The organism is Nitrososphaera viennensis EN76, assembly GCF_000698785.1.
Lineage (GTDB): Archaea > Thermoproteota > Nitrososphaeria > Nitrososphaerales > Nitrososphaeraceae > Nitrososphaera > Nitrososphaera viennensis.
In genome coordinates, this window is sequence record NZ_CP007536.1 from 644,491 (window position 1) to 665,827 (window position 21,337).

Genomic DNA, 21,337 nt, shown 5'->3' on the forward strand with positions numbered 1-21,337 from the left:
CACCATTGCCGATATTCAAAATAGCAAGTTATGCGAGATGTACGGCAGAGTGCTGGTCCACCACAAAGGCCACGCAAGCGCAAGGAAATTCTTCAACTCTTACACGGCGCCAAGCTACGATTTTGTGGTCAGGACGACGACTTTTGGCCGCGACGCGGCGTGGAAGAGCCAGATCCTGGCAGAGATAAGAACCAGAAAAAAGGTCCTGGACCTTGCCTGCGGGACGGGCATACTTGCCGCAATGGTTGATGCAGGGAGCAGGGGCAGGGTGACAGGGCTTGACCTTACGTTTGAATACCTGCAAATGGCACGCAGAAAAATGCCGCTTGCTTGCGTGCAGGCGACTGCGGAGGCCATTCCCTACAGGGACGGGACGTTTGATGCGGTGATATCGTCGTACCTTGCCAAGTACGTCGACCTGCGGGCTCTGGCCGGCGAGTGCTGGCGCGTGCTTGCGCCGGGAGGCATTGCAGTCTTTCACGATTTTACATGCCCTGAAAATCCTGCCATGCACGGCCTGTGGAGGCTCTACTTTGCGATATTGAGGGTTGCAGGCGAGCTTGCGCGCTCGTCATGGAAGGGCGTGTTTTGCGACCTTGACAGGGTCATATGCGAGTCGCACTGGACTGGCGCGCTGCAGGAGGCGCTGCAGGAGCGCGGGTTTGCAGGCATCAAATGCAAGCGCTACACTCTTGGCACGACAGGCATGGTGGTGGCGAAAAAGCCGTGACAGAGAGCCGCATGAACGAATGGTTCGTGCCGAGGTTTGGCCCGCCGAGGTTCCGCGCGTTTGTGGGCCTGCTGTTCCTCCCGTACACGGGCATGTGCATCGCCTTTACGCTGGTTGGCGCCATGCTTGCTCCGGACATCCACTGGGACAGGGCGGGCGCAATCGCACTTGTCTACGCGCTGGCGCTTGGGGTCGGCGCGCATGCGGCCGACGCCATCGGGTCAAAAAAGGCCAAGCCGTGGGGCGCATACTTTACGCGCAGGCAGATGGCGGCGCTTTTGATCCTGTCGCTTGCGGGCGCCTACGCGATTGGCATCTATTACATCGTGCTGTACGTGCCTGCGCTTGCCATAGTGGCTGTGCTTGAAGGATTCCTGCTCTTTGCGTACAACTTTGAGATCTGGGGAGGGAGGTTCCACACCAACTTTTGGTTCGCAGCGTCGTGGGGCGCCCTCCCGGTCGTGGCAGGCTATGTCATCCAGACAGGCAATATTGTCGCACTGGCGCCGCTTGCGGCTGCGGCAGGGGCAGGCCTTGCAAGCACGGCAGAGATAAGGATGTCCCGGCCCTACAAGCAGCTAAAGAGGGAGGGCGGCAGCCCTGCTCTTGCAAAGAGGCTTGAAGGCAGGCTGAAACTGCTGAGCCTTTCCACAATCGCGTTTTCTCTGGTGCTTGTTGCTGCAAGGGCGGTCGCGGGATGAGATCATGAAGGATGCAGGCGACTTTGGGAGCAGGGTCCTGAAAATGATAGCCGCGCTCGAGCGGCGCAAGGGCGTAGCCCTGAGCACCGAGCAAAAGATCCTGCTTGCCGAGACAGGCACGGTGGAGCAGGTGCTCAGCATCCTCGCAGGATCGGCAGTAGAAGTAAAGGTGGTCAGGCAGGCCCTTGTCGATGGCATAATCCGGCGCGAGGTCGTCATTTCCGCAAACGGCAGGCCGCTTGTGCGCGCCCGGTCCAAAATCTACTGCAAGTTCCTGCCGGCGCAAATCGTGCGCAAGTTGATGCAGGGAAAGGGAGGAATCGGCACCGTCATCCACAACGCAGGATTAGAGACCTGCCGCAGGCTGGTCCGGTTTGGCCTTGGCCGGGACAGGCACCCCTACCGCGTTTACAGGATAATGCACCGCGGAAAAGCAGCGTTTGAGATAAGGGAAGACATTTTGATTTAGGAAATCCAATTTCGTTCTCAATATCGCAGTCTTGGCAGCCGATTTGCCAAAATAGACCTGCCTGCGAAAAACAACAAAAACACGGGAGCTAGTCCAGAAACTTTTCCATTCTCTTTATTATCAGTCCTGCACCAGTGCCCGTTATGTCAAACAGGGCCGCTTCAATATCTTCAAGAGTAGAACACGGCGGTTTAAAGCGTATGTGGTATGTCTCTTCAAGGTGGTACATTAGCACGTTAACTGTAGAATGTTCAAAAATATCACAGGCTCTTAGAAATGCATCTTCCATTCTGTCGCAGTACTTTTCGTCGTTCTTCTGCACATTCGAAAAAAATATTATGATATAAAAAAGTTCTGTATGTTCAAAATGCACGATAGGCTGTTGTTCATAATAAACAACAGCGTGTTGTCGCAAACAGATTTTCGCCCGCTGCGGCAAGCCTGCATGTATTGCAGGACATTCTATCTTCGTCTATTGCCTTCTGTCGTATGATTCGTTGTAGTTGAGCATGCAGCAAATTGTTATAAAAAAATCGGCAAGACAGAGCTAGCCTATTTTAGCAGCCTATCCATTCGGCCATTCTGTAGTTTGAATGAGGAGCAACGCCCACTTTGGGCGGACGGGCGCATGAAAAAATATGATGACTCGGGCCTGCGGGATTTGAGCCCACGACTAGGTAAGGCAAATGCAATTCATTCCTCTTTCTCTGTCGTCTATCTTATTCACTTTGGACTATGGATTAGCACATATGGCAGGCAGATGGATAGAGACAATAAAAAATTTCAGGATGATGCCACCATTACAGATGTCGCTGCAGTGCCACTGTGGCTTGTATCAAATGGCATTTCTAACCCGGTTCCAAGCACTGTTATCGTGAGCTGGAAATCGCCGGTATTGTCAAACGTTATCATCTGGACAGCTTCCCCCGCATGCACATGCTGATCCGTTAGCGATTCAATCGTGTTTCCGCCCGCATCCTTTACTTCAAGGCTATAGTTTACATGCTCTAACAAAGCGCCCGAAGAAGGATCCTTAAAGTTGATGCTAAATTCGGCAGCCTGCCCCTGCTGTATTTCTTTTGGGGACCAGTCTACGACGACATCTACCGATCCGTTGTCGGTCTTTAGGTTTACCGGCGGGACTGAAGGGGTCGTCATTGTTGTGGTAGCTAGCGCGGCAGAGAATCCAGAACCTATTGCGACAAGTCCTGCTGCTACAAGGATGGCTGAAGATAGAAGAAGAACGGCAGTTCTTTTTTTCGTACCTTCCATGGAAAAGTATCTCCGATCATTCTTAAATGACTGTCGATGGCCGCAGTCCAAGATATATGCAAGGCATAGAACGATGTTACATGCTGATCCACAGCTGCTGTTCTTTCGCGAAGAAATTTGATGAAAGATGCGCGCAGGCCGATATTACATATGCTACTAGAGATTAGGAATATGGTGGACCGGGTGGGATTTGAACCCACGACCTCAGCAATGCCAATGCCGTATCCTACCGGACTAGACGACCGGCCCAACCTTGTCGTTATTGTTCAGTCCGTAAGTCGATATTAATACGTTTAAACACAAAAACAAACTATTATTATTGGCAGCAGCCTTGAACAGACACGTACGCAAAGTGGCACTTGAGCAGTCGGTTGGCGCTGTGATAAAATTCATGCCCGAAGACACGGCAGCAGAGTTTTTGCTGCTCAGAAACAGGCGCGGGTTCTGGGGCTTTCCGCAGGGCCACAAGGAGAAAGGGGAAACCGACATCCAGACGCTTGTTCGCGAAGTAAAAGAGGAAACGGGAATCAGCGAGATCAAAGTCCACATGTACATCGGCAAGATAACCTACTCGTACTTCAAGGGCGACGGCATGCGCTCTGAAAAGCAGGTGAGTTTCTACTTTGCGACGACCTCTACTAGGGAGATCAAGATCTCCGAAGAGCACGCAGACTCGCGGTGGGCGACCCTCAAGGACGCATTCTCGCTCCTTGACCACGCAAAATTGCGGCAGATCCTTGACAGGGGACACCAGAAGGGCCTTTACTAACTGTCAGAGTGTAAAAAAGGGTAATAGGTTTATTTATAGCCAAGCACGCACGAGTAAACGCATAAGATGGTAGTATCAGGTGGCAAAAGGATAGTATTGACTGCGGACCGCAGCCTTATGACCAATTACAGGGGCAACTTCCTCTACGGCTTTATCGCCTGCGGCCCCTACGAGCTTGTGCCCGAGTTTGTCTTTGACAAGATATTCTGCCCGTCGGTCGAGACAGACAATGCCACAGGCGGGGTCAAGGTCGCGCAGTGCGGCCTTCGCAGGATTGAAGGCGCCCTCCTGAAAGAGTACAAGCGCGACGACATTTTCCTTGCCCACCCAGAGATGCTTGAAAAGTGCATAGGCCCCGAGACCAAGGTGGTCGGCATCAACGTCATGGACCCGCTCGGCATGGCGCCGGTGACCACCACAATGTCGCCGGAGAAACTGTCGTACGTCGCCATGAAGTTCAAGAAGATGTGCGCTTCCATCATCCAGCTAAAAAAGAAATACAATTTCAAAGTCGTTGTCGGCGGAAACGGCTCGTGGGAGCTGGCCAAGCCAGACAGGATGAAGATCCACGGCATCGACACTGTAGTCATCGGCGAGGCCGACGAACTTGCGCTGGATCTGTTCCACGACCTCGAGGCAGGCGACGCGCCAGAGTTGCTCCACACCTTTGTCCGCAACATTGAAAACGTGCCGATGATGCAGGGCCCGACCGTCAACTCGCTCATCGAGGCGATGCGCGGCTGCGGCAGGGGATGCGACTTTTGCGACGTGAACAAGAGGACCAAGAAGGACTTTCCGCTGGAGCGCCTCCAGCAGGAAGCAAAACTCAACCTCGACTATGGCTTTGACTCGATATGGCTCCAGTCAGACGAGATGCTCCTTTACGGCTGCGACAACAAGGACTTTGTGCCAAACGCAGACGCGATTACCCACCTGTGGAGCGGCCTGAAATCGACTGGCGCCCGCTTTGTTGGCACCACACACATGACGCTTTCTGCGGTCGCCTCGTCGCCGGACCTGATAAAGAAGCTATCACAGATAAACGAGATGGACGTGGCAGGCGGAAGGTGGCTTGCAACCAACCTCGGCATCGAGACGGTCGCGCCAAGGATGGTCAAGAAGCACCTTGGAGTAAAGACCAAGCCGTTCCAGCCAGAGGAATGGGGCGCAGTGGTGAGGGAAGGATGCAAGATCCTCAACGACAACCACTGGTTCCCGGCGCTCACGCTCATCATCGGCTGGCCCGACGAAACGCCGGACGAGACGCAGTACACCATCGACCTCATCGAGGACTTCAAGCAGACGAATATGCGCGGCATTGTCGCCCCACTTCTCTACCAGGACTTCTCTGAAAAGAACTCGATGCACTTTGGCAACCTCAACGAGGCGCAGTTCACGCTGTTCTGGATGTGCTGGCAGCACAACCTGCGCGTGATCAACGACATCATCCCGATAATCATCAGGAACAAGTCGTACGGCCCGATGATGAAGGTGTTCATGGCGCTCCTCATAAAGGCAGGGACGTGGGCAATAATGAAGTACCTGCGCGGGCTGTCAAAGGATCTGTTTGCAGGCCAGCTGCCGGAGGACATTGTCGCCCGCTACACGAACAAGAGGTCCGTCACGGCGCCGCTGCCAAAGAAACTCTAGTCCTGTTTATTTCAGGCCATTTATTGCCTCGTCGGCAAGCGTGGCGGTCTTTGGAGTGAGCACGATAAAGTAGTTCCTGTCGGCGCGCTCTACTGCCGGCACCATGCGGAACTTTTTGGTGGACACGTCAAACTCGACAAGTCCCGTGTCCAGGTTGCCCTTTGTGTAGACCATCATCAAAAGTTCGCCTGTAAGCGGGCTGAGCGGGATTAGCGAGAACACGTAGCCCTTGTAAGAGCTGATGGGCATGACCTGCTTGCCGTAGGGGGCTACAGATACGAGATAGAGAAAAACGTCCTCTATGGTGTTGAATTCTTCATACTCAAATTTCATGCTTGGTGTGCGCTATGACAGAAATAAAAGGTTTTAACAAAAAAGAAGAGAGAAAGAAATAGGCTAGCCGTACGACTCGAACTTGATGTCGTACGATCCGTCCTTGCGCTTGTTGCGCTCGGTGACGAACCCCTTTGGTATGAGGTAGTCCAGCGCACCATCCACGGTTCCCTGCCATCCGCAGATGTAGAACGACGTGTTCTCCGGCGTCACCTTTTCGCCAACGAGCTCTTCAAGTGGCGACAGGTCCTTGCCGGCCTTGGGCCTCAGGAAGGACTCTACCCTGCCCTTCTGGCCGTCCCAGGTCCTGTTGAACCATTCCTGCGGCCTGCTGACAGAGGCGCGGTAGCGGAAGTTCCACTTGTCCTTGCCCTTGTCAAGGCTCTCCTCTTCCAGCGAGGTGAGCAGCTCGCGGTATCCCAGCTCGTCGACGTAACTTGCGCCATGCAGCACCACGATTTCGCGCTTGCTCTGCGTGGCGTGCAGGTGCATGGAGTACGAGACAAACGGCGCAAGGCCCGTTCCGCCGCCGATGAGGACCATCCTGCGGTTGTCGGGGCTCCCGTCGTGCATCTTTTCGTTTATGGTGAAAATGCCAGTCGGCCTGACCCAAGAGATCTCGTCGCCTTCCTTCATGTTGAACAGCTGCGTCGTCAGCCTGCCGGGGACCGGCTTTCTGACCCAGCGGATGTAAAGTTCCCAGTGCTTTTTCTGCTCGGGAGGCGACGCGATGGAGTAGGCGCGCCTGATTATCTTGCCCTCGCTTGGCACGTGGGTGCCAATGGTGAGGAACTGCCCGGCCTTAAAGTCAGGAATCTGACCGTTTTCTGGGGTTATCCTGAACACCGCAAGATCCTCCTTGATTATCTGGAGGTACGTGATCTTGCCCTTGTTGTCAACGACCATATAGTTCACAGCTCCTTGGCTGTATAATAAATACATTGTTACGCTTTCAACTGTATGAATCGTAATCCGCAATTAATTAATCTGGAATCGTACATTGCTACTTTATGGCAGGAAGATGGATGAAGGGCAGAAACTCTGACGAGATAGACGAGCTGAACCAGGCGATAAACGAACAGAGCGACGAGCAGCGCAAGATTGCCACGAGGTTTGGCAAGGCCATGAACGACTTTGCAACCGAGCGGTCGCTAGAAACCTGCCTTGAGGCCCTCAACCTGTCGATACAGCTGGCAAACATCCGCGCCAAAGTGTCCAACTCGTGGGAGCACTACGCCCGGCTACTGGAGGGCGAAGTGGTGCGACTGTCAAAGCAGGTCGAAAAGAAGCAACAATAGCAGCAGTCAGTCCTGTACCGGGACCGGCGCAGTCAGCTTCTTGAAATCGTCAAACAGCGCGTACGACAGCCTGCCGTTTACAAAGAGAAGGTACATGCCTTCGTCCATCAGGTTCTCTATTGCAACTCCAATCTCTTCTATTTTTGTAATCGGGTCGTAGGAAAGCGAGTCGGTCGCAAGCATCAGGGTGGCCTTGTCGTGGTTGTCGATGACGTCATAGAGCGCGGATTCAAGCGTTCCAAAGAACCCCATGTCATACTTGTCAAGTCTTGGGCGGAACATCGTGGCAATGGTTTCAAGCTCGTTTGAGCCTATTATTGGCGACGTAAAGTTCTGGTGGCCGGCAAACGTGACGTCGCGGTCAAGGTCATCGTAGCCGTTGTGCCCAAAGAATTCCTCGCATTCCTTTAGCATCTGCGCCTCCGAGAGCCACTGGGATCTGCCCTCGTTCATGCGTGCAAAGAACGTCTTTGCCGCAACCATCCTTGGCTTGTTGTTATTCAACCGGCAATACTGCGGGGGATTTTGTTATAAATAATTATTTAAAGCCAAGACGTATTCAAGCGGTAACAGATAGAAGCTCATCTTTGGTCTAGACCCATTCTAATTTTTATAGCGCGACAGTATATCTAACCTATCATGCCAGATGGATGGAAACTCGAGGGTGACTACTTTGAATCATGTAATTGCGAAACCGTCTGTCCGTGCATTTTCATGGGTAACCCAGACCAAGGAGAATGCAATCTTACCTGTGCCTGGCATATCAAGACCGGACACTATGAGAGTACCAGGCTTGACGGCTTGAACGTTGTGGCAGTATTTCATACGCCGGGAAACATGCTTACAGGTCCAAAATGGAAAGCTGCCCTTTATTTGGATGAGCACGCCACGAAAGAACAGGCGGATGCACTTGGCAAGATTTATTCAGGACAAGCGGGAGGTTTCTTTGGAGTTATAGCAGGCTTGATAGGCGAAATTGTCGGTGTGCGCTCGGTGCCAATACTGTTCGAGGCTGATGGCAAAAAGCGTTCTCTTCAAATTCCCTCTGCTTTGGACTTGACCATCGAGGGAATAACAGGAGCAGACCAGAAAACGGAGGCTGTTATTACCAACCCGCAGTTGTATGGGGCACCCGGGTTTCCCATAACCGTTGCAAAATCCGTAAAACATAGATTTAGTGACCATGACATGAAGTGGGACAATTCTGGTAAGAATGGATTCTATTCAAAATTTGCATACGCGCCGTAGCGATGGATAGAATCTAGTAACAACCAAAGACTAGATCTTGTTGCTCATTATATTATCACCGGTCTAAACATTCATTAGCGATTTTGTCGTGTACACACGATGTACCAAAGCCATGAGTCTAAGCAATGGTAACAGTGCATTACACCTCAAGGCCCTTGAATCATATACAAGGGATGTCGGCCGCGGAGTTGCCAGAATTGATTATCAAACCATGGATTCGCTGCATGTAAGCACTGGCGATATTATCGAAGTCAGGGGAGAGCGCAGGACGGTAGCCAAGTGCTTGCCCCTTTACCCGTCAGACGAGAGCAAGGGCATCATCAGGGTGGATGGCCTTGTGAGAAACAACGCGGGCGTCGCGATAGGCGACAATGTAGTTGTCAAGAAGATAAAAGCCATACCAGCCCAGAAAGTCATAGTGACGCCCCTTGAGGCGATCCCTCCCATTAATGAAAGGTACCTTGCCGACGCGCTAGAGACCACCCCGATAGTCAAAGGCGACAATGTCATGATCCCTTATTTTGGAGGGAGGCTCACTTTCCAGATTGCCGGCGTCACGCCAGCTGTAACGTCAGAGTCTGCCGCCCTCGTGACGCAGGAAACTACGTTTGACATTACAGAAGTGGGCGAGACTTTGCGCGGGTTTACCCAGGTATCGTACGAAGATATCGGCGGCCTAAGGGAAGAGATACAAAAAGTCCGCGAGATGATAGAGCTTCCTCTTCGCCATCCCGAGATTTTCGAGAAACTCGGCATTGAAGCTCCAAAGGGCGTGCTGCTGTACGGGCCGCCAGGCACAGGCAAGACCTTGCTGGCAAAGGCGGTAGCTAGCGAAAGCAATGCCCATTTCATCAGCATCTCCGGCCCGGAAATAATGAGCAAGTTCTACGGTGAATCGGAGGCGCGCTTGAGGGAGATATTCAAAGAAGCAAGGGAAAAGGCTCCAACCATAATGTTTGTTGACGAGATCGACTCTATTGCCCCAAAGAGGGAGGAAGTCACGGGCGAGGTTGAAAGAAGAATCGTATCCCAGATACTCTCCCTCATGGACGGCCTGGAGGCAAGGGGAGGAGTCATCGTCATCGCCGCCACAAACAGGCCAAACGCAGTCGATCCTGCCTTGAGAAGGCCCGGCAGGTTTGACAGGGAGATAGAGATCAAAGTGCCAGACAGGTCTGGCCGGCTGGAAATCCTCCAGATCCACGCCCGCAACATGCCATTGCAAAGCGACGTCGATCAATCGAGAATTGCGGCCATCACGCACGGCTTTGTTGGTGCAGACCTTGAATACCTGTGCAAAGAGGCTGCCATGAAATGCTTGAGAAGGATGCTGCCAGAGCTGGACCTGGAGCAAGAGCAAGTTCCACTTGAAACTCTTGACAAACTCGTCATAACGCAAGGCGACTTTGACCAGGCAATAAAGGACGTGATGCCCTCGGCCATGAGGGAAGTATTCCTGGAATCGCCTGATGTTAGCTGGAGCGACATCGGCGGGCTCGAACAGATAAAGCGGGAACTGCAAGAAGCTGTCGAGTGGCCGCTAAAATACCCGGATCTTTACGCCAAGCTGGGGCACTCTATTCCAAAAGGCATCCTGCTTCATGGACCGTCTGGCGCCGGCAAGACCATGCTTGCCAAGGCGGTTGCGTCAGAGTCTGAGGCCAACTTTATCAGCATAAAGGGCCCAGAACTGCTAAGCGGATGGGTCGGCGAGTCAGAGCGCGGCATCAGAGAAGTGTTCAGGCGCGCCAGGCAGGCATCGCCATGCGTCATATTCTTTGACGAGATTGATTCCATTGCAACAACAAGGGGCGGGGCAGGAAATGGCGTCAGCGCAGGCTCTACGGAGAGGGTGGTCTCGCAGATACTCACAGAGCTGGACGGGATCTCTGAGCTCCGCGGAGTAGTCGTTTTGGCCGCAACTAACAGGCCGGACATGGTGGACCCTGCCCTGCTGAGGCCGGGCAGGTTTGACAGGATTGTTTTCGTACCAAACCCTGACAAGACGACGAGGAAGAGGATCTTTGAAATCTATGCGAAAGGAAAGCCCATCAAGCCTGGCGATATTGACTTGCAAAGGCTGTCTGATATTACAGACGGTTTTAGCGGAGCGGACGCTAGTGCAGTTGTAAACACTGCAGTGTCGCTTGTACTGCACAAATATCTATCCAGGTATCCAACGCCTGAGGAAGCTACCAAGCACGCTTCAGAAGCACGCATAACAATGCACGACTTTGAAGAGGCAGTCAAAAAGATCAGGGCACAAAGGGACATGAAGCCTGATGAAAGAAGAGTTTCACGGCCATATTACAGGTAGCCCAGTCAGTTAATCTTTGAACCGTTGGTTGCGCCATTAGCGCCCGGCAGACAGTATTTTTTCCAGGCACTTGACAATCCGGCCGGCAGAGCGGCCCCCGTCAAGGTCAGGATTGTATATCGTCAGGTTGCATCCTGCTATCTTGCCCGAACCCATGGCAGCCCTGCCGATCCTTTCAAGCTGCCTCCGGTTTAGGCCGCCGGGCTGCGGGTAGTCCACCGCGGAAAGAGACCGGGTTGAAAGCACGTCCAGGTCCATGTGGAGCCACACCCTTTTGGTCCGGGAGGACAACAATCGCCCTACGGCCCTGCTTACAAGGTCTTCCATGCAGTTGTCACTGTTGCGCAAAGCAACGTCGCTGTAAAACTCTGCCACCATTCTATCCAGCGACGGGACGTTCGCATGCTGCAGGTACTTTTTGTCCCGGGGCCCAAGCATGCAGACCGCAGAGGCGTCAACCAGAGGCGTGCGGACGGCTTTTGCAAGCAGTGGCGGGACCTGAAGGCCGAGGGCAAACCCAAGTTCCATGTCGGCAGCTTCGCCCGCGGGTGACTTGTGCGCAGGATAGGCATCCTCGTGCCCGTCTACAAACAGCAGGCCGGTTTTAGAAAAGATGTCCGCAGACGCTGCCAGGCAGCCAAGTAGGACAGGACAATCGCCCCCTATAACAAGCGGGAACCTGCCTTCCCCGAGGATGCGGCCGACGCTGGAGCGCACCTGCCTGACCATAGAGATGAGCGAGCTGTACGCAATTATCCCCGAGTGCGCGTCGCGTTTTGTAGAAGGTGCGGCAAAGGTCACGTCACCTTCGTCACAGGCTTCATGCAGATTGCCAAGCGCGTGCAGCAGCCCTGCCTTGCGGAGGGCACAAGGCGCGTTGGCAACCCCGCTTCTTTCCCGGCGGAATTGGTCGGAACGCCAAGCACGCTCGGTTGCAAGCCACTATTTACATGCCGCGACATGCGTTTAAGGCTTGGTACGTAGAAAGCGGCAGCGCCAGAGAGGAGTCACTGGAACAATATCTTGTGCCTTATCGTGCCGAGCCTTTCGATGGCTATCTCGACGACGTCGCCATTTTTCAGGTAGCGCGGCTCCTTCATCGACATGGCAACGCCTGCAGGCGTGCCTGTTGAAATGATGTCGCCGGGCTCCAGCGTCATCGTGCGGGTGAGCCCTGAGATTATGCGCCTTATTGAAAGGACCATGTTGCTTGACGAGGAATTCTGCCTAGTCTCGCTGTTTACCTTGGTGGTTATCATCAGGTTCTGCGGGTCTGGCACCTCGTCCTTGGTGGTTATCCACGGGCCGCAGGGCGCAAAGGTGTCGATGCCCTTGCCCCGCGTAAACTGCTTGTCCTTGAACTGGATGTCACGCGCGGAAACGTCGTGGAATATCATGTAGCCAAACACGCAGTCAAGCGCTTCTTCCTCCGAGAGCTTTTTCGCCTGCTTGCCGATGATCACTGCAAGCTCGGCCTCGTAGTCCAGCCTTGTGACAAAGGACGGGCAGTGGACCTCGCCGTAGGGCTTGTTGAGCGCGGTCCGGGGCTTTAAAAAGATCACCGGCTCGTCAGAAGGCGTCAGGCCGGCGTCGCGTGCATGGTCGTAATAGTTGAACGCAAGGCACACTATTTTTGGCGGGTTTGGTATCGGAACAAGCAGGTCTGCCTCCTCGACCTTGTGCTTGAATGTTAACCTGTCTTTTGACTTTCTGACCTCGTCGAGCCAGCCGTTGAACATGAAATCCTTGATGCTTGGGGGCACCGGTATGCCCGTCTGTTCCTGGATCTCTTGGCGCGTGACCAGGCGCTTGCCGTCGTCAGAGACCAGCGCATATGTTTCCTGAAACTTGGAATCGTTTATTCTTGCTATCTTCATTGCATGCCTACCTGTGCGTCAGTATGGCGGTGTTGTTGCCGTCGATGCGGCAGAACCCGAACCTCACGAACTGGACGCAGGTGTCAGGCGCAAGGGCGGCCGCAAATGACTCTACCCCACCTTTTGCTATTTCAAGGCTGTTCGTGTTGTACTCCTCACCTATGTACAGTTCCTTGGGAATCATAACTTTGAAGTCAACTATATCATTCTTTGCAATCCACTGGATCTTTGGCATCGACTGGCGGATTTCGTCGCCGCCGACTTGGGCGATTATTGACGCCACCTTTCCGCCCTGTGTTATGATTTCCTTTATGCGGATATTGTAAAGCTCGATGAGGCGCACTTCATCGCCTGCCTTTAGGTTTGCGGCATCTTCGCCGGCAATGTATACTCTATCTGACACCCTTACCTTCCTTGAGCCCAGAGACGCGTCGGTCGGGTGGTTCTTGAGCGTCACCTCCAGCGGCGTTGCACCTTCAATCCGCACTTCAACAGGGTCGCGCACAAAGAACAGGCGCATGGATGTCGGGTCGATTACCTTCCTGTTGTATGCTTCAAGAGACTCAAACGGCGGCTTGGTCTCTGCAAGCGTTATTCCAAGCGACAGCACGAACTTGCGTATCGCCTCCGGCACAAAGCCGCGGCGCCGGAACGCAGAAAGCGTCGGAAGGCGCGGGTCGTCCCAGCTTGATATCGTGCCATTGTCTATGAGCGGGCGGATCTTTCGCTTTGACACAGGTATTCCTTCAAATTCCAGGCGGGAAAACTCGATCATAGCCGGCTTGCGCATGGAAAGCCGGTCAAGTATCGCAAAGTACAGCGCGTTGCGCAGCTCGTACTCTTTGGTCCTCATGGCGTGTGTCACGCCGTCGAGGCTGTCCTCCACTGGCGCGGCAAAGTCGTACGTGGGCCACACCCTGACCCTGTTCCCAAGCAGGGGGTGCTCACCTTCGATTATGCGAAAGAGCGTAGGGTCGCGCATTGCGGTGTTCTGGTCGGCCATGTCGCCCTTGAAGCGGATTATGGCCTGATTCTGCTCGTACGAGCCGTCAAACATCCTGCCTATCCTGTCAAGCGCAATCGAATGGTCGAGCCGGCACTCGCATGGCAGGCCCTTTCCCCGCAGGTCATGGATCTTGTCCTGGCTGCACGTGCACACGTACGCGCCGCCTGTCTCCACCAGCTTTTTTCCCAGCTCGTGGATTTTTGAAATGTCGTCCGAAGTGTTCTTGACGATGTCCGGCTTGACTCCAAGCCACTTCAGTCCTTCCGCTATTGCGTCATAGTATTCCAGTTTTTCCTTGAGCGGGTTGGTGTCGTCAAAGCGCAGGATAAGCTTGCCCTGGTACATGCGGGCATATTCCTCGTCGATTATCGCGGCCTTGGCGTGCCCGATGTGAGGGTAGCCGTTTGGCTCTGGAGGGAACCGCGTCACCACGCTTCCCATGACTGCACCTTCAAGCGGGGGAAGGCGCGGGCCGGACTCGACGTGCTTTTTGGCTTCAAGCTCACCGGGCGCAAGCTGCTCCAAAAGCGCCTTTTGCTCCGCGGCAGGCATGGCGTTTACCGCCTGCACGACTGCCTTTATGTCCGGTATCAGCGACTTGATCTCGGACCGCTTGTCAGGACGTGAGCCTATGAACTTGGAAATCACCGCGTCAAACGCCGCCTTGCCTCCGTGCTCTAGCGCGTTTTTCAGCGCAAGCGTCTTGGCAAGCCTTTCGATTTCGCTGTCAAGTGGCACGGGCCTACAGACTCCTGCCGACGATAAAATCGGCGGCAAACTGGAGCGAGCGCCTTGCGTCGGCATTTGAATAACCTTCGATAGAGGCAAGCGCCTTGGCCATGTGCTGCCGCGCCGCGTTTCTCACGTCCTCGTCGATTCCCATGTCCGACACGACCTTGACTGCGTCCTTTATCTCCGGTACAGACGCGGCCTTTGATCCGAACACCTTCATCAGCTTGTCCCGCTCGTCGCCCTTTGCCTTGCGCAGCGCAAGCAGTATAGGAAGCGTCTTTTTGCCCTCCCGGATGTCGTTTCCTGCGGCCTTGCCTGTCACCTTGGGGTCGCCTATTGCCCCGATGAGGTCGTCCACCAGCTGAAATGCCACGCCGATGTTCCTGCCAAACGAGGCGAGGTTGTCCACATCCTTGATACCAGGATTAGGTGAGGACAGTGCACCCATGGCGCACGACACCTCAAAGAGCGCGGCGGTCTTTTTGCCAATCATGTCGATATACTGGCTCTCGCTTGGGAACTTTGTATTGGAAGCAAAGTCGATGTCTATTGTCTGCCCCTCGCAGATGACGGTGCACGAGTTTGCAAGCCGGCCGACCATCTCGGTTATCTCTTTGTCGCCGATGCCGACCTTTCTTCCGTTGTAGGAAAGGATCTCAAACGCCTTTGAGAAAAGTATGTCTCCGCCGAGTATGGCAAGCGGGAGCCCGTACTGGTGGTGCACGGTTGCAACGCCGTGGCGCATCTCGTCGTTGTCCATGATGTCGTCATGGACGAGCGTAAAGTTGTGCACGAGTTCCACCGCCCCTGCCGCCGGAAGGGCGCGCTTTATCGCGCCGCCAAGCAGCTCGCAGCTCTTGATGACCATGAATGGGCGGAGGCGCTTGCCTCCCGACCTGATGTAATGGGACGAAGCTTGATAGAGCGCCTTTGGCTTGCCGTCGAGTTGTGAAAGCAGGAACTCGTTGACGGCAAAAGCGCACGAATCAAGTTCGTTTTTCATGCTGCTTGCCCTCATGCGCGGCTAACCTCTTGTGCTAAAGCTCCTGTCAATATATACCTTGAGCTGGCAAGTGCGCGCACGTTTGCAGCCCCCACTAGGAACATCGTGCTGCGCAGTTCTGCCAGGACAGAGTCTGCAAACTCGAAAAGCGCTTCCCTTGACTGCGCCGCGGCTTTCAAAAAGGGATACGCCATCGCAGCCATGCTTGCGCCAAGCGCGATGCATTTTGCAACTTCAAGGCCGTTTCGGAGGCCGCCCGACGCAACAAGCGGTAGTTTCACGGCCTTTCTTGTTTCAATTAGGCTTGCGGCAGTAGGCATGCCCCAGTCCCAGAACATCTCGCCAAGGCGCGCCTTTTTGCGGTCCTTGACCATGTCGGCGCGCAGCTTTTCCACGCCGGCCCAGCTCGTCCCTCCAGCTCCGGCGACGTTTATCGCAGAGGCGCCGGCCATCTCCAGCTTTATCGCGACTTCGCGCGAGATGCCTGCCCCGACCTCCTTGACGATCACCGGCACATCCATGCTCTTGACAAGCTCTACTATTTTTGCATGGACGCCCTTGTAGCGGGGCTCGCCCTCTGGCTGTACCAGTTCCTGCAACGGGTTGAGGTGGACTACGAGCGCGTTTGCCCTTATCATCTTCACTATCTTTCTTGCATCGTCAACCGACAGCCCCTTGGCCAGCTGCGCGCCTCCAATGTTTGCTATCAAGAACGCGTTTGGCGCGTTCTTTCTCGCAACTGAATAGGTAGATGCCAGCTCTTCGCTTTTCAGGCCGGCGCGCTGGCTTCCAAGCCCCATGCCAAGGCCATACTTTTCTGCAAGCTCGCCCAGCCTGCCGTTTATTACGGTCGCCTCGTCGGTGCCGCCGGTCATCGAGTCGATTATCAACGGTGCAGAAAACCTGTGGCCCAGGAACCTGGTCGAAAGGTCGATGTCGTCATAGTCAAGCTCGGGAAGCGCATTGTGCACCAGTTTTACGTATTCGAGGTACGTCGACGTCGTCCGGGCCTGCACGTCCTTTTGCAGAGGGATGTCTATTCCGTCCTTTTTGCGCTGCTTTATTATTTCAATGTCAGAAGGCACATCGGCGTCAGGCAACTGCTGTTATTTCCTCCCCTTCTTTACGACGGTGCCTGTCTGAACCTTGCCCTGCGCCGCCTGGGCGATGCGCTCAGGGTAGAGCCCGTTTACCAGCACGACATCCATACCCATTGATGCAATCTTAAATGCTTCCCTTACCTTGCGCTGCATGCCGCCAGTCACGTCGGCGCCGGCTGTCTTTGAGAATTCCACGGGGTCGCCACCGCCACCCCTTCCAGGCTTTAGCTCTTTTATGATCTCTTTTGTCTGCATGTCCCTGTAAATGCCGTCAACGTTTGTGGCAAATATCACCCTTGACGGCTTTAGCACCTTTGCGATGATTGACATCAGCGCGTCGCCGGAAAGAATAGAGTATTTCCGGCCGCCCATGTGTACCACGTCGCCAAAAGTTACAGGTATTACGTTTGACTTTTTTGCCATTTCATGCAGCTGCTTTACCTTTGCTGCAATCACTTTATGGCCCGTCGTGAACATTGCCGGCGCGACAGCGTACGGGTTTGCGCCTGCCTTTATCATGGAATTTACGATTATCTGGTTTAATGCGACCATCGACTCGTGTACTACTGCGACTCCGTGTGGATCGTAGGGCGCAGCCTTTGTGTGCATGTCGTACTGCACCGACCAGTGGTGGCCAAAAGACCCCCCGCCGTGGACAACCATGACAGGCATGTCAAGCTGCGCAAGGGCGCCGGATATGCCGTCTATGGCCCCGGTGTTTGCGGCAAGCGCCCGGTCCTTGAAGGTAATGACAGAGCCCCCCAGCTTGACAAGCACAAGTTTCTGCATTTAGTAAAAAGCGTGTATTGTGTAGTCGATTTAAAGTTTTGACCTACCCACTCAGGCGATGTGGCTTGGCGACGGCCTTTCCTGCGACGCAGCGGCTCCGGACACCTGGCTTTTTGGCATCGTAAATCGCTTGTCGGCAGGTATGATGTAGACCTTGACCGCCGAGTTGACCGCGTAGTGCGGCGTGCCGTCCGGGTTTCTGTAGTTGGTTGCAATACCGACGCGCTCCAGCGACACCTTTACCTTGACGATCGTGCCGTCTTCAAGCTTGAACGATACAGTGTCGTCGCCGATGCTCTCGTGGTCGAGCATCTTGAACTCGATCCTGTCTTTTGCCTCGGCCATGCAGCAGATAGCGCGTATTGAGTATAAATAGACAAGCCTGATTCCAGAATGCCAGAGACGGGCCCCTGCCGAGCGGGATGTGAACGCCTAACAGAACTTTTCTGTGCCAAGACAGTAATTCCCGACTGCCTGCTGCTTTGCGATGCCACCGGCATGTGAAACAAAAAATACGCATGTCCGTTTGCAGAACTCTGGCATCCTCTTGGTCTTTATGGCGCGCCGAAAAACGTCTTGGGATCGCTCTGGAAGATATTTATCATAGTTTTTCCTAGATAATTTTGGTCGTTTTATCCGAGTCTCTGGCACCTGCAACGATTTTCGAGATAAAGTTAGGTTCGAGTTTTCTGCAGTCATAATCTATTTATCTTCGATCTGAGTCAGCTTAGCTTGATGGGCAGATTCTTTGGAAAGGGCGGCAGCAGCAACAAGGACGAGGCCCCTTCCGAGCGCGAACAGGTTCCGAATTATTCAGACTCTGAATTCCAGAAGCGTGACCTGTTCAAGAAGGGACAGAACTACATGTCCAACGACAAGATGCTCGACGCCGTGAGGTGCTTCGAGCTGGCGCTGAGGATCGACCCCAAGTACGTGGATGCATGGGTCAAGAAAGGGTACGCGCACTTCCACATGGGCGAGTACACGGTCGCAATTTCCTCGTACGACAGGGCGCTTGAGGTAGACGTCAACAACGCAGAAGCGTGGAACCTCAAGGGCCTGGCATACTACAAGCTAAAGAACCACGAAAAGGCCATCGAGTGCTGCGAAAAGGCAATAGACATCGACCCGAACGACGGCATGGCGTGGTACAATAGGGCATGCTATCTTACATTATCAGGCAAGGTCGACGAGGGCCTTGAATCATTAAAGCGCTCCATCGAAATAGACATTGCAAACGCGCGCAAGGCAGTCAAGGACAGGGACTTTGAGAACGCCCGCGCAGAAGAGGGATTCCGCAGGATCATCGAGGTTGTTGTTCTAGAATCGATAAGGCAGGGCTATGACTATGTCGGCAAAATAGTCTGGCTTACAGGAATCGACAAGATCGAAGTCGAGGACGCCATAATGAGGCTGTCGATGAAGGGCCTCCTGACAAAGAGGGAAAAGCGCAACATCACCGGCATGGAGGAATACTACGAGATCACTAAAGAGATCGCCGACAAGGTCGGCGTTACCAAGAGGGTCGGCCTGTTTGGCAAGGAAAGGCAGGTATCTGCTCCCGTGCAGCAGCTCAAGGACATCAGCGAGGTCCTTGGCAAGGCCAAGGAGGCAGTCGAGCGCGGCGACCTGGAGGCAACCAAGCAGTGCTTTGACGAGCTGATAAGCCCGGCCAAGCACGGAAACGCCATGATAGAACAGTTCTTTGAGGAGCACCGCGACCTGAGGCTTGCGCAGATCAAACTTCGCGACAGAGGGCAGGAATACCTCAACGCCAACAAGACGGCCATGATCGACATGATAGGCAGGATCGATATGAAGGTGCGCCAAGGCCCAGTCACCAAGCCAGCAAAAGATTAAATCTACACTTCCTTTATTGCCTCACAAGTATATGGCACCAGCAGACATCAAGGTTGCCGTCATCGGCGTGGGCAACGTGGGAGCAACTTTTGTCCAGGGCGTACAGTATTACAGCGATTCAAAGAACGGAGTCGGCCTGTGGCACCAAAAGGTGGCAGGCTTTCGCCCTTCAAACCTGAAAATAGTTGCCGCATTTGATGTCAATCCTGCCAAGGTCGGCAGGCCTCTTGCTGAAGTTGCGACCGCAAGCACGAAAAAGTACTGCGACGTTTCATCCAAGGTGAATGTTGGCGCGGGGCTTGCGCTTGACGCCTACTATGATGGCGAGCAGAAACCCGCAACAACCAGCGCGCAGGATTTTGCAAGGGCGCTTGAAGATTCTGGCGCCGATATTGTCCTGAATCTGATATCGTCAGGCATGGACAAGTCGTCTGCCGAATATGCCAGAGCCGCGTTAAAGGCAGGTGCATCGTTTGTCAACGCGACCCCGGCAAAGCTTGCAAACTCTTCGCTTGCAAGCAAGTTTGCGCAAAAGAAACTTGTGCTTGCCGGCGACGACCTGCTCAGCCAGTTTGGCGGGACGGCGTTCCACAAGGGCATGATCGACTTTATGGTGGAGCGTGGCGTGCATGTCAGCAAAAGCTACCAATTAGACGTTGGCGGCAGCGAAGAGACAAAGCGCACTATGGACGAGCGCATAAAGATGCTAAAGCGCGGCATGAAGACAGGCGCAATAGGCATGGAGGCGCCGTACGAGTTCGAGTCCGTGGCAGGCACCACAGAATATACCGATTTTCTGGGCGACTCGCGCAACAGCTATTACTGGATGTCAAGCGAAGGCTTTATGGGAAGCAAGATAATCATGGATCTCACCCTGAGGACAAGCGACGGCGCAAACGCCGGCAACGTGCTCCTTGACGTGGTGAGGGCATCAATGGCAAAAAGCCCGGTGGCCAAAAAGGCGCCGGTGATAAACGCGTACGGGTTCAAGAACCCGCCAAAGAAGGCCAAGGTGCGCAGTGCCTATGCCGACTTTGTCAAGATGTTCGCGTAGATGCACCCCATTCCAACAACCTATTGGTTGTCGCAATAGTCAAGCCCGCTTACCGAGATCATGAGCCCGTTCAAGCCCATGCCAAGAAGTTCAGAGACAAAGACGAGTCCGCCAAACCAGAATTATCCAAGTATCTAAATTCTCTATATGAAGAATGGTGAAGATGATTATATGATATTTCTGTGTTTATCGACCGTCATGAACCGCAATGCTGCACAAAAATCTCTTCTCTTTGGAGGATTTCGACTCTAATGGCCCGGGTGATAGCGCCAGAAACTGCAGGTTACAAGCGAGTATTCTACATTAACTTCTACAAACAGAAAGGCGCGTGCTTGCTTTGCAGACAGAAAATTAACTTTGGTGATGTAATCGTCAGCCACAGCCATAAGAATGCAAAGTATTACCACGAAGAATGTGCACGAAAAGTAATGATATTATCATGATTATATACATGTGATCAGACTTTTCGCGATCTAGTCCAGAGCCTTCGCCCGCAGCAAAAGCACCAGGTATTTACAGTCTAAAAAGATCCCTCTCCCTGCAGGGAGAAGATTATATTCACAAGGTCGGAGATGAATAGGAATCGAGTATCTTTGGCGAGGTCGGCATTTGACATACACATCTATCTACATACATCAAGGGCCGTAATTAGCGAAACCAACGTCAGGGCCCGGCCTGCCACATATCTCATCAGGGAGCAATGTCCCATTAGGTGGGACGACTTTTTTAATACACACCATCACTGACAAAGGGTTGTTTGCCGAGGCTGGCTCTGCATCCGTATTGCCTTTTGCATTCGTAGCATATGCGAATTGCTGTTGTTGACCATCACGCTTTGCCGGTACCGCTAACCCTATTACCACCATAGCGGAAACAAGTCCAAAAGCGAGTACAACAGCATATTTTCTATATAATGGGCCCGTTCTGTAGAAAATTCTTTGCCGAAACATATGATATATACTCGGAATCTAGGTTAATAAAATGGATCTCCTGCAAAAATTTCAAAGAAGTAATGAGAGATGGACCCGTTCTGGCTGATCAAACAGTAACTTGTTGCTCTGCACTTTGTCCGTGACTTGCATTCTTGATCATGCATGATCATACTGCTAAGCTTATATAATATAATATT

Annotated in this window: 21 protein-coding genes, 1 tRNA gene and 1 pseudogene; 10 read left to right on the top strand and 13 right to left on the bottom strand. The window is 53.5% G+C overall.

Annotated elements, in window-relative coordinates; translation table 11 throughout:
* The first annotated feature begins 37 nt into the window (after positions 1-37).
* From NVIE_RS03845 to NVIE_RS03855, 3 genes are read left to right on the top strand one after another with little or no spacing between them, the layout of a single operon-like run.
* Entirely contained in the window at positions 38-730 is a 693-nt protein-coding gene (locus tag NVIE_RS03845; protein ID WP_075054107.1) for a class I SAM-dependent methyltransferase, read from the top strand.
* Positions 727-1,431 (top strand): hypothetical protein, encoded by a 705-nt coding sequence (locus tag NVIE_RS03850; RefSeq protein WP_227717467.1) that lies wholly within the window; start codon positions 727-729, stop codon positions 1,429-1,431. Before NVIE_RS03845 ends, NVIE_RS03850 begins: the two co-directional genes overlap by 4 nt.
* Before the next feature lie 4 nt (positions 1,432-1,435).
* Positions 1,436-1,900, top strand: a complete 465-nt coding sequence (locus NVIE_RS03855) for a hypothetical protein (protein ID WP_075054108.1) — start codon at positions 1,436-1,438, stop codon at positions 1,898-1,900.
* Positions 1,901-1,988: 88 nt separating this feature from the next.
* Here the strand turns inward: NVIE_RS03855 and NVIE_RS03860 are convergent, their stop codons facing one another.
* The 3 genes from NVIE_RS03860 to NVIE_RS03870 all read right to left on the bottom strand — a co-directional run bounded on the left by NVIE_RS03860 (position 1,989) and on the right by NVIE_RS03870 (position 3,421).
* A complete protein-coding gene (locus NVIE_RS03860) occupies positions 1,989-2,222 on the bottom strand; it encodes a hypothetical protein (RefSeq protein WP_144239473.1) in 234 nt (77 codons plus the stop codon).
* A 461-nt stretch (positions 2,223-2,683) separates the two neighbouring features.
* A complete protein-coding gene (locus tag NVIE_RS03865; protein WP_144239474.1) occupies positions 2,684-3,172 on the bottom strand; it encodes a hypothetical protein in 489 nt (162 codons plus the stop codon).
* A 172-nt stretch (positions 3,173-3,344) separates the two neighbouring features.
* Positions 3,345-3,421: transfer RNA gene (locus NVIE_RS03870), tRNA-Ala, on the bottom strand.
* A 103-nt stretch (positions 3,422-3,524) separates the two neighbouring features.
* Here NVIE_RS03870 and NVIE_RS03875 point away from each other — a divergent pair.
* Positions 3,525-3,941, top strand: coding sequence for a bis(5'-nucleosyl)-tetraphosphatase (locus NVIE_RS03875; RefSeq protein ID WP_144239475.1), 417 nt, complete (start codon positions 3,525-3,527; stop codon positions 3,939-3,941).
* Positions 3,942-4,058: 117 nt separating this feature from the next.
* Entirely contained in the window at positions 4,059-5,591 is a 1,533-nt protein-coding gene (locus NVIE_RS03880; RefSeq protein WP_075055979.1) for a B12-binding domain-containing radical SAM protein, read from the top strand.
* A gap of 6 nt (positions 5,592-5,597) precedes the next feature.
* Here NVIE_RS03880 and NVIE_RS03885 read toward each other — a convergent pair whose 3' ends face one another.
* Together NVIE_RS03885 and NVIE_RS03890 are read right to left on the bottom strand one after the other, a co-directional pair.
* Complete coding sequence (locus NVIE_RS03885) at positions 5,598-5,924, bottom strand: hypothetical protein (protein WP_075054112.1); 327 nt, start codon at positions 5,922-5,924, stop codon at positions 5,598-5,600.
* Positions 5,925-5,987: 63 nt separating this feature from the next.
* Positions 5,988-6,830: an FAD-binding oxidoreductase gene (locus NVIE_RS03890; protein WP_075054113.1), complete on the bottom strand. Its 843-nt coding sequence runs from the start codon at positions 6,828-6,830 to the stop codon at positions 5,988-5,990.
* Between the two features lie 104 nt (positions 6,831-6,934).
* Between NVIE_RS03890 and NVIE_RS03895 the strand changes: the two genes are divergently transcribed.
* Positions 6,935-7,222, top strand: a complete 288-nt coding sequence (locus NVIE_RS03895; RefSeq protein WP_144239476.1) for a hypothetical protein — start codon at positions 6,935-6,937, stop codon at positions 7,220-7,222.
* Positions 7,223-7,228: 6 nt separating this feature from the next.
* Here the strand turns inward: NVIE_RS03895 and NVIE_RS03900 are convergent, their stop codons facing one another.
* Positions 7,229-7,726, bottom strand: coding sequence for a hypothetical protein (locus tag NVIE_RS03900; protein ID WP_075054115.1), 498 nt, complete (start codon positions 7,724-7,726; stop codon positions 7,229-7,231).
* Between the two features lie 135 nt (positions 7,727-7,861).
* Between NVIE_RS03900 and NVIE_RS03905 the strand changes: the two genes are divergently transcribed.
* On the top strand, positions 7,862-8,470 hold the full coding sequence (locus tag NVIE_RS03905; protein ID WP_075054116.1) for a DUF1326 domain-containing protein: 609 nt from the start codon (positions 7,862-7,864) through the stop codon (positions 8,468-8,470).
* Between the two features lie 112 nt (positions 8,471-8,582).
* Positions 8,583-10,787, top strand: a complete 2,205-nt coding sequence (locus NVIE_RS03910) for a CDC48 family AAA ATPase (RefSeq protein WP_075054117.1) — start codon at positions 8,583-8,585, stop codon at positions 10,785-10,787.
* Between the two features lie 36 nt (positions 10,788-10,823).
* Here NVIE_RS03910 and NVIE_RS03915 read toward each other — a convergent pair.
* The 7 genes and pseudogenes from NVIE_RS03915 to NVIE_RS03945 all read right to left on the bottom strand — a co-directional run.
* Positions 10,824-11,675: pseudogene (locus NVIE_RS03915) on the bottom strand (arginase family protein); the annotation flags it as partial.
* Positions 11,676-11,794: 119 nt separating this feature from the next.
* Positions 11,795-12,664, bottom strand: a complete 870-nt coding sequence (locus NVIE_RS03920) for a fumarylacetoacetate hydrolase family protein (RefSeq protein ID WP_075054119.1) — start codon at positions 12,662-12,664, stop codon at positions 11,795-11,797.
* Positions 12,665-12,671: 7 nt separating this feature from the next.
* The gene (gltX, locus tag NVIE_RS03925) at positions 12,672-14,408 is read right to left on the bottom strand and encodes a glutamate--tRNA ligase (RefSeq protein ID WP_075054120.1); all 1,737 of its coding nucleotides are present in this window, start codon (positions 14,406-14,408) and stop codon (positions 12,672-12,674) included.
* A gap of 4 nt (positions 14,409-14,412) precedes the next feature.
* Positions 14,413-15,405 (bottom strand): polyprenyl synthetase family protein, encoded by a 993-nt coding sequence (locus NVIE_RS03930; RefSeq protein ID WP_075055980.1) that lies wholly within the window; start codon positions 15,403-15,405, stop codon positions 14,413-14,415.
* Between the two features lie 11 nt (positions 15,406-15,416).
* Positions 15,417-16,505, bottom strand: a complete 1,089-nt coding sequence (gene fni / locus NVIE_RS03935) for a type 2 isopentenyl-diphosphate Delta-isomerase (protein WP_227717469.1) — start codon at positions 16,503-16,505, stop codon at positions 15,417-15,419.
* A gap of 6 nt (positions 16,506-16,511) precedes the next feature.
* The gene (locus NVIE_RS03940; RefSeq protein WP_075054121.1) at positions 16,512-17,294 is read right to left on the bottom strand and encodes an isopentenyl phosphate kinase; all 783 of its coding nucleotides are present in this window, start codon (positions 17,292-17,294) and stop codon (positions 16,512-16,514) included.
* A gap of 51 nt (positions 17,295-17,345) precedes the next feature.
* A complete protein-coding gene (locus NVIE_RS03945; RefSeq protein ID WP_075054122.1) occupies positions 17,346-17,639 on the bottom strand; it encodes a hypothetical protein in 294 nt (97 codons plus the stop codon).
* A 390-nt stretch (positions 17,640-18,029) separates the two neighbouring features.
* On the opposite strand from NVIE_RS03945, the gene NVIE_RS03950 reads away from it, so the two are divergent.
* Together NVIE_RS03950 and NVIE_RS03955 are read left to right on the top strand one after the other, a co-directional pair.
* Positions 18,030-19,154 (top strand): tetratricopeptide repeat protein, encoded by a 1,125-nt coding sequence (locus NVIE_RS03950; RefSeq protein WP_075054123.1) that lies wholly within the window; start codon positions 18,030-18,032, stop codon positions 19,152-19,154.
* A 31-nt stretch (positions 19,155-19,185) separates the two neighbouring features.
* Complete coding sequence (locus NVIE_RS03955; protein ID WP_075054124.1) at positions 19,186-20,208, top strand: hypothetical protein; 1,023 nt, start codon at positions 19,186-19,188, stop codon at positions 20,206-20,208.
* Positions 20,209-21,337: the final 1,129 nt, after the last annotated feature.